The organism is Streptomyces yongxingensis, from assembly GCF_055597465.1.
Map to the genome: position 1 here is coordinate 9,866,419 of NZ_CM145717.1, position 14,979 is coordinate 9,881,397.

Below are 14,979 nucleotides of genomic sequence, written 5' to 3' on the forward strand. Positions count from 1 at the left end.
CCGGTGGACAACGACGAGAAGCTGGTCCGGTACCTCAAGCGGGTGACCGCCGACCTGCACCAGGCGCGGCAGCGGATCACCGAGATCGAGGCCGCGCGGTCGGAGCCGATCGCGATCGTGGGGATGGCGTGCCGGCTGCCGGGAGGGGTGACCACGCCGGAGGAGCTGTGGGACCTGGTGGTGTCCGGCGGTGACGCGGTCGGTGGGTTTCCGGAGGACCGTGGCTGGGATCTGGAGAACCTCTTCGACCCGGATCCGGACCACCCGGGCACCAGCTATGTCCGCGAGGGTGGCTTCCTGCGCGACGCGGGGGAGTTCGACGCGGGCTTCTTCGGCATCTCGCCACGTGAGGCACTGGCGATGGATCCGCAACAGCGGTTGCTGCTGGAGACGTCATGGGAGGCGCTGGAGCGCGCCGGGATCGGTCCAACGGCCCTGCGCGGCAGGGATGTCGGTGTCTACTTCGGCACCCTCAACCAGGACTACGCCACGGACGTGGACACGGTCCCCGAGGGCGTCGAGGGCTATCTGATGACGGGCAGCTCGGCGAGCGTGCTCACCGGGCGGGTCGCCTACGAGCTGGGGTTCGAGGGCCCGGCGATGACGATCGACACGGCATGCTCCTCCTCACTGGTGGGTCTGCATCTGGCCGCGCAGGCGCTGCGGTCGGGCGAGTGCTCGATGGCGCTGGCCGGAGGGGCCACCGTCATGTCCACCCCCAGCGCCTTCATCGGCTTCTCGCGGCAGCGCGGCATGGCTGAAGACGGCCGCTGCAAGTCGTTTGCGGCCTCGGCGGATGGCACGGGGTGGGCCGAGGGTGTGGGTGTGCTGGTGTTGGAGCGGTTGTCGGATGCGGAGCGGTGTGGGCATCGGGTGTTGGCGGTGGTGCGGGGCAGTGCGGTGAACCAGGACGGCGCGTCGAACGGTTTGACGGCGCCGAATGGTCCGTCGCAGCAACGGGTGATTCAGCAGGCGTTGGCGGGCGCGGGGCTGGTGGCGGCGGATGTGGACGCCGTGGAAGGCCACGGCACCGGCACCACGCTGGGTGATCCGATCGAGGTCCAGGCATTGATGGCGACCTATGGCCAGGATCGGCCTGAGGGGCGTCCGTTGTGGTTGGGGTCGTTGAAGTCGAATATTGGTCATGCTCAGGCGGCTGCGGGTGTGGCTGGTGTGATCAAGATGGTGTTGGCGTTGCGGCATGGGGTGTTGCCGAGGACGTTGCATGTGGATGAGCCTTCGCCGCAGGTGGATTGGTCGGGGGGTGCGGTGGAGTTGCTGACGGAGGAGCGGGTGTGGCCGGAGGTGGGGCGTCCGCGTCGGGCGGGGGTGTCGGGGTTCGGGGTGAGCGGGACGAATGCGCATGTGATTCTGGAGCAGGCTCCGGAGGTGGCGGTCGAGGTGGCGCCGGTAGTGGTGGCGTCGGGTGGTGTGGTGCCGTTGGTGGTGTCGGGGCGTGGTGGTGCGGGGTTGCGGGGGCAGGCGCGGCGGCTACTGGACTTTGTGGAGCGACGGCCGGATGTAGAACTGAGCCATTTGGCACGTTCGTTGGCGATGTCGCGGGCGGGGTTGTCGGATCGTGCGGTGGTGGTGGCGGGGGATCGGGGGGAGGCGTTGGCGGGGCTGGCGGCGGTGGCCGTGGGTGAGGTGGTCGGTAGCGATGTGGTGGGACGGGCGGACGCGCAGGGCCGGGTGGTTTTTGTTTTTCCTGGTCAGGGGGCGCAGTGGGTGGGGATGGGTGCGGAGTTGTTGGGTGAGTCGGAGGTGTTTGCGGAGGGGCTTCGGGAGTGTGCGGGGGTGTTGGATCCGTTGACGGGGTGGTCGTTGGTGGATGTGGTGCGGGGTGTGGGGGGTGGGGTGTCGTTGGGGCGGGTGGATGTGGTGCAGCCGGTGTCGTTTGCGGTGATGGTGGCGTTGGCGCGGGTGTGGTTGGCGGCTGGTGTGGTGCCGTTGGCGGTGGTGGGTCATTCGCAGGGGGAGATCGCGGCGGCGTGTGTGGCGGGTGGGTTGTCGTTGGAGGATGCGGCGCGGGTGGTGGTGTTGCGTAGTCGGGCGATCGCGGCTGGGTTGTCGGGCCGTGGTGGGATGGTGTCGCTGGCCGTGGGTGTGGGCGAGGCTGAGTTGCTGGTGTCCCGCTGGGCCGGGCGGGTGGAGGTGGCGGCGGTCAATGGGCCGTTGTCGGTGGTGGTGGCTGGTGAGCCGGAGGCGTTGCGGGAGCTGGTGGAGGAGTGTGGGGGTGTGGGGGTGCGGGCGCGGCGGATCGATGTGGACTATGCCTCGCACACTCGGCAGGTGGAGGTGATCGAGGAGGAGTTGGCTCGGTCGTTGTCGCGGGTCCGGCCGGTGTCCTCACGTATCCCGTTCTTCTCCACGGTGGAGGGGGAGTGGCTGGATACGGCAGAGCTGGATGCCGGGTACTGGTACCGGAACCTGCGGAGCACCGTCCGCTTCGCCCCGTCCATCGACCGGTTGATCGGGGAAGGCTTCGCGGCGTTCGTTGAGGTGAGCGCGCATCCGGTGCTGACGATGAGTATCGAGGCGGCGGCAGAGCAAGCGGATGCCGGGCCGGTTGTGGTGACCGGGACCCTCCGCCGGGACGAGGGCGGTATGCGCCGCCTGCTCACCTCCCTGGCCGAGGCATACGTACGCGGTGTCCCCGTCGACTGGACCGCCCTGCTCGGAAACCTTCCCGCGCACGCCGCACTGGACCTGCCCACCTACGCCTTCCAACACCAGCACTACTGGCTGGGACGGCGAGGCGAATCGGTGGACGCGACCGCGCTGGGGCTTGCGCGGGCCGACCATCCGCTGCTGGGCGCCGTCACCGAGCTGCCCGAGTCCGGCGGGGTGTTGTTCACCTCCCGGCTGTCGCTGCGTACGCATCCGTGGCTGGGCGACCACGCGGCGGCGGGCACGGTGTTGCTGCCCGGGGCGGCGTTCGTGGAGCTTGCGGTGCGCGCCGGTGACGAGGTCGGCTGTGGTGTCGTCGAAGAGCTTGTCGTTGAGGCACCGCTCACCCTGCCCGAGCGCGACGGTGTGCAGGTGCGGGTGAGTGTCGGCGCGGCGGATGATTCCGGTCGACGCCCGGTGGCAGTGCACTCACGCGGCCAGGACGGCGGCATCGACACCCCCTGGACCCGCCACGTCAGCGGCACCCTTGCCCAGACCACTTCCAATGAGCTGGACGCGGACCTGACGCGGTGGCCCCCCGCCGGGGCGGTGGCGGTCTCGGCGGAGCGGGTGCGTGGCATCTATGAGGAGCTGGAGGCGAACGGTTACGGATACGGCCCGACCTTCCGTGGTCTGCGGGCCGCGTGGACGCGGGGCGACGAGATCTACGCGGAGGTGGCCCTGCCCGAGGAGCTGTCGGCCGAAGCCACCGCATTCGGGCTGCATCCCGCACTGCTCGACGCGGCCCTGCACGCCACCGCGTTCCGTGACCGCACCGATGACCGGACAGGGCCCGCCTTGCCGTTCGCCTATCGCGGAGTGTCCCTGCACGCCTCCGGCGCTTCGGCACTGCGCGTACGTATCACGCCCCACGGCGGGGAAGGCGTGGGCCTGCGACTGGCCGATCCGAGCGGGGCGGCGGTGGCGGTGGTCGAGTCGTTGGTGTCACGGCCGATGCCGACGGCGCTGCTGGACGCCGCCGCACGGGCCTCGACCGACCAGATGTTCCTCGTAGGGTGGGAGGAGCTGCGGGTCGACGCCGCCGACGCACCACTGGACACCGTTTCCGTACACACCGCGCAGGACGTACGGCAGGTGGCCACTCGAGCCGACGCGTCGGTCGAGCCGCCGCTGGTGCTGCTGTACGAGATCGGTCCCGGCGATGCCGCCGGCGGCGACACCAACGCGTCCCGCGCGCATGAGCTGACGGGCCACGTGCTGGACCTGCTGCGGACGTGGCTGGCCGAGTCCTCGCTGGAGGACTCACGCCTGGTGGTGCTGACGCGGGGTGCCGTAGGAGTCCGGGACACCGACCTGGTCGACCCGGCGGTCGCCGCGGCCTGGGGACTGGTCGGCACCGCGCAGTCGGAGAACCCCGGGCGGATCCTGCTCCTCGACCTGGACGACACACCGGTCTCCACGGAGGCCCTGCCCACCCTTCTGCCAGCCCTGCTCGCCGGAGACGAACCACAGCTCGCGCTGCGCGCGGGCGTCTGCCACCAACGCCGCCTGACCCGGGCGGTGGCCGACGAGTCACTGGTGGCGCCGGAGGGAGAGCCCGCGTGGCAGCTGGGCACCCGTGGTCCGGGAACACTGGAGGGCCTGGCGCTGCTGCCGTCGCCGAAGGCACTGGCGCCACTGCCCGCGGGCCATGTCCGGATCGAGACACGTGCCGCGGGACTCAACTTCCGCGATGTGCTGATGGCGCTGGGCATGTACCCCGGCGAGATCAGCATCGGCAACGAGGGCGCGGGTGTGGTCACGGAGGTCGGCCCGGGTGTCACCCGCTTCGCCCCGGGCGACCGGGTCATGGGGCTCTTCGAGGGCGCGGGCGGCCCCATCGCCGTCGCCGACTGCCTCACCCTCGTCCACATGCCCGAGGGCTGGTCCTTCGAGCAGGCGGCCGCGGTCCCCTGCGTATTCCTCACCGCCTACTTCGGGCTGCGGGACCTGGCACGACTGGAGCGCGGGGAGTCGGTCCTCATCCATGCGGCCGCCGGTGGCGTCGGCATGGCCGCGGTGCAACTGGCCCGGCATTGGGGCGCCGAGGTCTACGGCACGGCCGGCCCGGCCAAGTGGGACGCGGCGCGTGCCGCCGGTGTCCCGGACGGACGGCTGGCCAACTCCCGGACGCTGGAGTTCGAGCAGCGGTTTCTCGAGATGACCGGCGGCCGTGGGTTCGATGTGGTGCTGGACGCCCTCGCCGGTGACTTCGTGGACGCCTCACTCCGACTGCTGCCCAGGGGCGGCCGGTTCATCGAGATGGGCAAGAGCGACATACGGGACGCCGAAGAGGTGGGCACTCAGCACCCCGGCGTGGCCTATCGGGCGTTCGACCTGGCCGAGGCCGGTGGCGAGCGAATCCAGCGGATGCTGACCGAGCTGGTCGACCTCTTCGAGAAGGGGGTGCTGACCCCGCCACCGGTGACCGTATGGGACATCCGGCGCGCTCCGGCCGCCTTCCGCTTCATGAGCCAGGCGCAGCACATCGGCAAGAACGTGTTCACCCTCCCGCGCCGACTCGACCCGGACGGCACCGTGCTCATCACGGGTGGCACCGGACCGGTGGGCAAGGTGGCCGCTCGGCGCCTGGTGACCGAGCACGGCGCACGGCATCTGGTGCTGACCAGCCGGAGTGGACCCCAGGCCGCCGGCGCCGCCGAGCTGGAGCGGGAACTGACCTCGCTCGGCGCACGGGTACGGATCGCCGCCTGCGATGTGGCAGACCGCGACGCCCTGGCCGAGCTGCTGTCCTCACTGCCCCAGGACGCGCCGCTGACCGCCGTGGTGCACAGCGCAGGCGCGCTGGACGACGGTGTGATCACCGCACTGACCAGGGAACGGCTGGACACGGTCTTCGCCCCGAAGGTGGACGCCGCACTCCACCTGCACGAACTGACCCGGCACCTGGATCTGGCGGCCTTCGTCCTGTTCTCCTCGGCCGCGGGGACGCTCGGCAGCTCGGGGCAGGGAAGCTATGTGGCGGCCAACGCCTTCTTGGACGCGCTGGCACATCGGCGCCGCGCCGAGGGGCTCCCGGGCATCTCCCTGGCCTGGGGGCTGTGGGCACAGGGTGCGGGGGTCGGGCTGACCGGCCACCTCACCGACGCCGACCAGCGGCGCATGGCGCGCGGGGGAGTGGCCGGGCTGTCGGAGGGCGAAGGCGGAGCACTGTTCGACACCGCACTGCGCATGCCCCAGCCGGTGGTGCTTCCGATGAAACTGGACCTGGGCGCACTGCGGGCTCAGGCCGCCGCCACCGGACCGGTGCCACCGTTGCTCCGTGGCCTCGTCCGGCAGAGTCGGCGCGTTGCGCAGACGGCCGCCGATCTGGACGCCTTCACCCAGCGCCTGACCAGGGCCACGCCCGAGGAGCAGGAACAGATCCTCCTCGGCCTGGTCTGCCGCGAGGCGGCTCGGGTATTGGGCCACGCCTCCGCCCACGCCATCGGGCCGGACCTGGCGTTCAACGAAATCGGCTTCGACTCCCTCACGGCGGTGGAACTGCGCAACCGGCTGGCCAACCTCACCGGGATACGGCTCCCGGCCACGCTGGCCTTCGACTATCCGACGCCCACCGCCCTGATGCGCCACTTGCGGATGAAGCTCTGTCCGGATGCCCCACCTGAGCAGAGCCTCGCCGGAAGCGAGGAGGACCTGCGCCGCGCGCTGGCCAGGACACCGCTGAGCCGCTTCCAGGAGCTGGGCATCCTCGACACCCTCGTGGCGCTGGTCCGGGAGCCCGGAGTGGAGCGGCTGGTGGACGGGCAGCAGGCGGACGGGCAATCGGCGACGGAGCAATCGGCGGAGGAGCGATCGGCGGACGGTCAACCGGCCGCTGCGATCGCCGATATGGATGTCGCCAGTCTGGTGCAACGAGCCATGAGCAAGGCCGGGAAGTAATGTCGGTTCGGAATGCGGAGGCCGGGATGACCACTCCCGAAGCGAAGGTCGTCGAAGCGCTGCGTGTCACGCTCATGGAGAACGAGCGGCTCGAGCGGGAGAACGCCGACATACGCCGCGGCCTGTCGGAGCCGATCGCGATCGTGGGGATGGCGTGCCGGTTGCCGGGCGGGGTGACCACGCCGGAGGAGCTGTGGGACCTGGTGGTGTCCGGCGGTGACGCGATCGGCGGGTTTCCGGAGGACCGTGGCTGGGATCTGGAGAACCTCTTCGACCCGGATCCGGACCACCCGGGCACCAGCTATGTCCGCGAGGGTGGCTTTCTCCACGACGCGGGGGAGTTCGACGCGGGCTTCTTCGGCATCTCGCCACGTGAGGCACTGGCGATGGATCCGCAACAGCGCATCATGCTCGAGACCTCCTGGGAGGCGTTCGAACGCGCCGGGATCGACCCGACCGCGCTGCGCGGCAAGGACATCGGCGTCTTCTCCGGGGTGACGTACCACAGCTACGGCTCCGGCGCGCGGGTCCCTGAGGAACTCGAGGCGGTCATGGGTACGGGCACCTCGGCGAGCGTCCTGTCGGGGCGGGTGTCTTACGCGCTCGGCTTCGAGGGCCCGTCGGTCGCGGTGGACACGGCGTGTTCCTCGTCGCTGGTGGCGTTGCATCTGGCCGTACAGGCCCTGCGGTTGGGCGAGTGCTCGATGGCGCTGGCCGGAGGTGTGACCGTCATGGCCAACCCTGGCATTTTCGTCGGCTTCTCGCGGCAGCGCGGGATGTCCAAGGACGGCCGTTGCAGGGCCTTCGCGGCCGCGGCGGACGGCACCGGCTTCTCCGAGGGCGCCGGCGTGCTGCTGGTCGAGCGGTTGTCGGATGCGGAGCGGAACGGTCACCGGGTGTTGGCGGTGGTGCGGGGGAGTGCGGTGAACCAGGATGGTGCGTCGAATGGTCTGACGGCGCCGAACGGTCCGTCGCAGCAGCGGGTGATCCGGCAGGCGTTGGGGGGTGCGGGGCTGGTGGCGGCGGATGTGGATGTAGTGGAGGCCCATGGGACGGGCACGGCGCTGGGTGACCCCATCGAGGCCCAGGCGCTTCTGGACACCTATGGCCAGGATCGGCCTGAGGGGCGTCCGTTGTGGTTGGGGTCGTTGAAGTCGAATATTGGTCATGCTCAGGCGGCTGCGGGTGTGGCTGGTGTGATCAAGATGGTGTTGGCGTTGCGGCATGGGGTGTTGCCGAGGACGTTGCATGTGGATGAGCCGACGGGGCAGGTGGATTGGTCGGCGGGTGCGGTGGAGTTGTTGACGGAGGAGCGGGTGTGGCCGGAGGTGGGGCGTCCGCGTCGGGCGGGGGTGTCGGGGTTTGGTGTGAGTGGGACGAATGCGCATGTGATTTTGGAGCAGGCTCCGGAGGTGGCGGTCGAGGTGGCGCCGGTGCCGGTGGCGTCGGGTGGTGTGGTGCCGTTGGTGGTGTCGGGGCGTGGTGGTGCGGGGTTGCGGGGGCAGGCGCGGAGGTTGTTGGAGTACGTGCAGGCTCGTCCGGGGTTGGGCGTTGGGGAGCTGGCCGTGGCGCTGGCTTGTGGTCGGGCGGGGTTGTCGGATCGTGCGGTGGTGGTGGCGGGGGATCGGGGGGAGGCGTTGGCGGGGCTGGCGGCGGTGGCGGAGGGTGGTGGGGTAGGTAGGGCGGATGTTCGGGGCCGGGTGGTTTTTGTTTTTCCTGGTCAGGGGGCGCAGTGGGTGGGGATGGGTGCGGAGTTGTTGGAGTCGAGTGTGGTGTTTGCGGAGGGGCTTCGGGAGTGTGCGGGGGTGTTGGATCCGTTGACGGGGTGGTCGTTGGTGGATGTGGTGCGGGGTGTGGGGGGTGGGGTGTCGTTGGGGCGGGTGGATGTGGTGCAGCCGGTGTCGTTTGCGGTGATGGTGGCGTTGGCGCGGGTGTGGTTGGCGGCTGGTGTGGTGCCGTCGGTGGTGGTGGGTCATTCGCAGGGGGAGATCGCGGCGGCGTGTGTGGCGGGTGGGTTGTCGTTGGAGGATGCGGCGCGGGTGGTGGTGTTGCGTAGTCGGGCGATCGCGGCTGGGTTGTCGGGCTTGGGTGGGATGGTGTCGCTGGCCGTGGGTGTGGAGGAGGCGGAGCGGCTGGTTCAGGGGTGGTCGGGTCGGGTGGAGGTGGCGGCGGTCAATGGGCCGTTGTCGGTGGTGGTGGCTGGTGAGCCGGGGGCGTTGCGGGAGCTGGTGGAGGAGTGTGGGGGTGCGGGGGTGCGGGCGCGGCGGATCGATGTGGACTATGCCTCGCACACTCGGCAGGTGGAGGTGATCGAGGAGGAGTTGGCTCGGTCGTTGTCGCGGGTCCGGCCGGTGTCCTCACGTATCCCGTTCTTCTCCACGGTGGAGGGGGAGTGGCTGGATACGGCAGAGCTGGATGCCGGGTACTGGTACCGGAACCTGCGGAGCACCGTCCGGTTTGCCGCGTCGATTGAGCGCCTGCTGGAGGAGGACTTCCGGGCGTTCGTTGAGGTGAGCGCGCATCCGGTGCTGACGATGAGTATCGAGGCGGCGGCAGAGCAAGCGGATGCCGGGCCGGTTGTGGTGGCCGGGACCCTCCGCCGGGACGAGGGCGGTGTGCGTCGTGTGCTCACCTCCCTGGCCGAGGCATACGTACGCGGTGTCCCCGTCGACTGGTCCGCTCTGCTCGGCAACGTCCCCGCACACATCGCGTGTGATCTCCCGACATACGCCTTCCAACACCAGCACTACTGGCTCAAGAACGCCGCCCCCGCTGAAGCAGGATCCATAGACGATCAGCTTCCAGGCATGGTCGAACTGCCCGAAGAGACCGGCGCGTTGACCGCTCGCCTTCGTGGGGAGTCCGCGCAGGAGCAGGAACGCATCCTGCTGGAGACCGTGCGCCAGGAGACCGCAAGCGTCTTGGGTCACCCCTCGCTGGACGCCATTGAACCGGACATGGTGTTCAACCAGATCGGGTTCGACTCGGCCACCGCCGTGCAGTTGCGCAACCGTCTGAACGCACTCACCGACCGGACTCTGCCCACCACCCTGCTCTTTGACTACCCCACGCCCCTGATTCTCGCCGACTTTCTGCGTGACGAGCTCATTGGGGACACGGCGGCGGCCCCGGCCCCGGAGGAGGTAGCGGGACCGACATCGGCGCCTGGGGCCGTGTCGACCGAGCCGGTGGCGATCGTGGGCATGGCGTGTCGACTGCCGGGGGGAGTCTCCACGCCGGAAGAGCTATGGGAGCTGGTGCTTCACGGCCGGGACGGGATCAGCGACTTCCCGGTGAACCGTGGCTGGGACCTGGAGAACCTGTTCCATCCGGACCCGGACCACCCCGGTACCAGCTATGCGCACCAAGGCGGGTTTCTGCACGATGCCGGGGAGTTCGACGCGGCCTTCTTCGGGATCTCGCCACGTGAGGCGCTGGCCGTGGACCCGCAGCAGCGTCTGATGCTGGAAACCTCGTGGGAAGCGCTGGAACGGGCAGGGATCGACCCGATCACCCTGCGGGGCAAGGACGTGGGTGTCTTCTCCGGTGTGACGTACCACAACTACGGGTCGGGCGTGGAGCCGGTACCCGCCGAGCTCGAAGGCATGCTGGGCCTCGGCGCCTCGGCCAGTGTGCTGTCGGGACGGGTGTCCTATGCGCTTGGCCTCAAGGGGCCTTCGGTCGCGGTGGACACGGCGTGCTCTTCGTCCCTGGTGGCGTTGCATCTGGCGGCTCAGGCGTTGCGAGCCGGAGAGTGCTCGATAGCGCTGGCCGGTGGCGTCACGGTGATGCCCACACCCGGCATCTTCGTCGCCTTCTCGCGGCAGCGCGGCATGTCGGTCGATGGCCGGTGCAAGTCCTTCGCCGCTTCGGCTGACGGTACGGGGTGGGCCGAGGGCGTGGGTGTGCTCGCGTTGGAGCGGCTGTCGGACGCGGAGCGGAACGGCCATCGGGTGCTGGCGGTGGTGCGGGGCAGTGCGGTGAACCAGGACGGTGCGTCGAATGGTCTGACGGCGCCGAACGGTCCGTCGCAGCAGCGTGTCATTCGCCAGGCCCTGGCCAGTGCGGGTGTGTCGGCCGCCGAGGTGGATGTGGTCGAGGCGCATGGCACGGGTACGGCGCTGGGCGACCCCATCGAGGCGCAGGCGGTGCTGGCTACGTACGGTCAGGACCGTGATCGACCATTGTTGATGGGGTCGTTGAAGTCGAACATCGGTCATGCGCAGGCGGCTGCGGGTGTGGCCGGGGTCATCAAGATGGTGATGGCACTGCGGCATGGCATCGCGCCTCGAACGTTGCATGTGGAGGAGCCGACGTCGCAGGTGGATTGGTCGGCGGGTGCGGTGGAGCTGCTGACCGAGGAGCGCGTGTGGCCGGAGGTGGGACGTCCGCGCCGGGCTGGGGTGTCCGCGTTCGGGGTCAGCGGCACCAACGCCCACGTCATCCTGGAACAGGCGGCGTCGGCGGCGACCGAGCCGGCCGATCCGGTGATGTCCTGGCCGAAGGGTGTCCCCGTGCCGTTGGTGGTGTCCGGGCGGGGTGACGCGGCCTTGCGGGCCCAGGCGCGACGCCTGCGGTCCTTCCTCGCGGACGAGCCGCAGCTCGACGTGAGTCAACTCGGCTTTGCGTTGGGTTGTGGGCGGGCGGGGTTGTCGGATCGTGCGGTGGTGGTGGCGGGGGATCGTGAGGAGGCGTTGGCGGGGTTGGTGGCGGTGGCGCGGGGTGAGTCGGGTGTCGGTGTGGTGTCGGGTTCGGTGGTACGTGGTCGGTTGGGGGTGTTGTTCGCTGGTCAAGGGTGCCAGCGGGTGGGGATGGGCCGTGGATTGTACGAGACGTTCCCGGTGTTCCGGGAAGCCTTCGATGCGGTGTGCGAGGCGCTGGACCAAGAGCTGAGCGCGGGTGGTGTGTCGGGTTCGGTGCGGGAGGTGGCCTTCGGGGACGGTGAGCTGCTGGAGCGGACGGTGTTCGCTCAGGCGGGGCTGTTCGCGCTGGAGACCGCGTTGTTCCGACTGGTGGAGTCCTGGGGCGTCGTGCCGGATGTCGTAGGTGGGCATTCGGTGGGCGAGGTGACGGCGGCGCATGTGGCGGGTGTGTTGTCGTTGGAGGACGCCGCCGTACTGGTAGCGGCGCGGGGTCGGTTGATGGAGGCGTTGCCGGGGGGTGGCGCGATGGTGGCGGTGGGCGCGGGTGAGGATCAGGTGCGTCCGCTGCTGGTTTCCGGGGTGGGTATCGCTGCGGTGAATGGTCCTGCGGCGGTGGTGCTCTCCGGTGATGAGGGGCCGGTGCTGCGGGTGGCGGAGGAGTTGTCGGAGCTGGGGTGCCGGACGAGGCGTCTGGCGGTCTCGCACGCGTTCCACTCCGCACGTATGGAGCCGATGCTGGAGAAGTTCCGGGAAGCGATCGCCGATGTGTCCTTCGCCGCCCCGATGATTCCCCTGGTATCCAACGTGACCGGGGGTTTGGCGGATGCGGAGGCGGTGTGTTCGCCGACGTACTGGGTGGAGCACGTGCGTTCGGCGGTGCGGTTCGCGGATGGAGTGCGGGCACTTGCCGACTATGGCGTCAGCACCTACTTGGAGTTGGCGCCGGATGCGGTGCTGTCCGCGATGGTCGGGGACTGTCTGCCGGAGGAGTCGGCCGACGAGTCCGTGGTGGTGCCGTCGTTGCGGCGGGAGGGCGACGAGCCCCGGGCGCTGATGTCCGCCGTCGCTCACCTGCATGTGGCAGGCGTACGCCTCGATTTCGGAGCCCTCTTCGGTGCCACGGCTCTCCCTGCCCATATCTCGGATCTGCCGACGTATGCGTTCCAGCGGGAGCACTACTGGTTGGTGGGGGACGGGAGTGGAGCCGGTGATGTGGCGGCTGCCGGGCTGGCGGGGGTGGAGCATCCGTTGTTGGGTGCGGTGACGGAGGTGCCGGGGTCGGGAGAGGTGTTGTTCAGCTCCCGGCTGTCGCTGCGTACGCATCCGTGGCTGGCTGATCATGTGGCTGCGGGTGCGGTGTTGTTGCCGGGGGCGGCGTTTGTGGAGTTGGTGGTCCGGGCCGGTGATGAGGTCGGGTGCGGTGGGGTGGAGGAGTTGGTGATGGAGGCTCCGCTGGTTTTGGCGGAGGGTGGGGCGGTGCAGGTGCGGGTGAGTGTGGCGGAGGCCGAGGAGGGGGGTCGGCGCGCGGTGCGGGTGTATTCGCGGGCGGAAGATGCCGGTCTGGGCGCTGCGTGGGTACGCCACGCGACGGGGACGTTGTGCCCGGCAGATGAGATGTCCGCTCCCGACACAGGGTTGTCGGTGTGGCCTCCGGCGAGTGCCGTAGCGGTGGATCCGGCGGAGGTGGAGGGCCTGTACGACGGTCTGGAACAGGTCGGGTATCGGTATGGGCCGGTGTTCCAGGGGGTGCGGGCGGCCTGGCGGCTGGACGGTGCGGTGTACGCGGAAGTGGCTCTGCCGGAGGAACATCGGGTCCAGGCGACGGGGTTCGGGCTCCACCCGGCACTCCTCGACGCCGCCATGCACACCGTCGCCTTCCACGATCGCGACGAAGCCGACGCCGAGCTCGTGCTGCCGTTCGCCTACCGAGAGGTGGCGCTGCATGCCTCCGGGGCCTCAGCGCTGCGGGTACGCGTAACACCGTCCGGCCCGAACACCATGTCCCTGGAACTGGCGGATGAGACCGGCGCCCCCGTGGCTTCGGTGGGCTCTGTGGTGTCCCGTCCCGTCAGCGCCGAGCACTTCGGCACGGCGGCGACGGCGGACCGGATGTTCCGCGTCGCATGGGAGGAACTGCCGGTTCGGCCCGACGGTACGACCGTGGAACCCGTATCGGTGGGCGACGTCGAGGATGTACACCACCTGGCCACAACGCCGGAGACTTCGCTACCGGACGTGCTGCTGCTGGACCTCGGCGGCGGTACAGCCGATGTGCGGGAGCTGACCGGGCGGGTGCTGCGGGTCGTTCAGGCGTGGCTGGCCGAGCCCTCGTTGGCGTCCAGCCAACTGGTCGTGGTGACGCGGGGTGCCGTCGCCGTCCGGGAGGCCGATCCGGTCGATCCAGCGGCGGCCGCCGTATGGGGCCTGGTGGGGTCCGCACAAGCGGAGAACCCCGGGCGGATTCTCCTCCTCGACGTCGGCCAAGCGACGGTACCCACCGCGTTGCTGTCCGCGCTGCTCGCCGGTGACCAGCGCCAACTGGCCTTGCGTGATGCCACCTTCTTCACCCGGCACCTCACCCGTGTCGCGGATGCACCCCACGTCAGTCCGGGTGGTTTGGGTTCCGGCGGGACGGTGTTGGTCACCGGCGGTACGGGGGCGTTGGGCGCGGTGGTGGCGCGGCATCTGGTGGCCGTGCATGGGGTGCGGAGTCTGGTGTTGGCCAGTCGGAGTGGGCCCGAGGCCGTGGGCGCCGCCGAGTTGGAGGCGGAGCTGGTGGGGGCGGGTGCGCGGATACGGATCGTCGCGTGTGATGTGGCCGACCGCGACGGGGTGGCCGGGCTGCTGGATGCCGTCCCAGAGGATGCTCCGTTGTCGGCGGTGGTGCATACGGCCGGTGTTCTGGATGACGGTGTGCTGACCGCGTTGACCCCGGAGCGTATGGACGCGGTGTTCCGGCCGAAGGTCGATGGGGCGCTGCATCTGCATGAGCTGACCCGGGACCTGGGCCTCTCCGCCTTCGTCCTGTTCTCCTCCGCCGCCGGCACCCTGGGCAACGCGGGGCAGGGCAATTACGCCGCCGCCAATGCCTACCTCGACGCGCTGGCCCATCAGCGTCGGGCTCAGGGGCTGCCCGCCGTGTCCCTGGCCTGGGGCATGTGGCAGCAGGCCGCCGGAACGGGGATGACCGGCCGCCTCGGCGATGCCGACCAGCGCCGTATGACACGCGGCGGTGTAGCCCCCTTGTCCCCGGCCGAGGGCATGGAACTGTTCGACACCGCGCTGCGCACGGCCGAACCCACGGTCCTCCCCATCAAGCTGGACCCCGGCGCGCTCCGCGCCCAGGCCGCCGCCGGGGCGGCCCACCCGCTGCTGCACCGGCTGGCCCCGACGGCCCGCCGAGCCGCTGCCGCTCGGGCCACGGCCGATCAGGGCCTGGTGACCGGTCGACTGGCCGGGGCCACCCCCGAGGAGCGGGAGCGGATCCTGCTGGACATGGTCCAGCAGGAGGCCGCCCGGGTCCTGGGGCACTCGGCGGCCGCCACCCTCGATCCGGATGTGCTGTTCACCGAGATCGGTCTGGACTCACTCATGGCGGTGGAACTACGCGATCGCCTGGCCAAGCGCACCGCGCTGCGGCTGCCTCCCAGCTTCGTCTTCGACCACCCGACCCTCCGGATGCTGGCCTGGCAACTGCGGGACGGGCTGGAGAAAGCCGATGCGGACGATCCCCTTGGAGCCGCCCGGGACTGACTCCGCCCAG

Annotated in this window: 1 protein-coding gene and 1 pseudogene; both read left to right on the forward strand. The window is 70.1% G+C overall.

Going from position 1 to position 14,979, the window contains the following annotated elements; all coding sequences use genetic code 11:
• Positions 1 to 21: 21 nt before the first annotated feature.
• Positions 22 to 6,573, forward strand: a pseudogene (locus ACZ6TD_RS42100) (SDR family NAD(P)-dependent oxidoreductase); the annotation flags it as partial.
• Between the two features lie 173 nt (positions 6,574 to 6,746).
• Entirely contained in the window at positions 6,747 to 14,969 is an 8,223-nt protein-coding gene (locus tag ACZ6TD_RS42105) for a type I polyketide synthase (RefSeq protein WP_471358528.1), read from the forward strand.
• Positions 14,970 to 14,979: the final 10 nt, after the last annotated feature.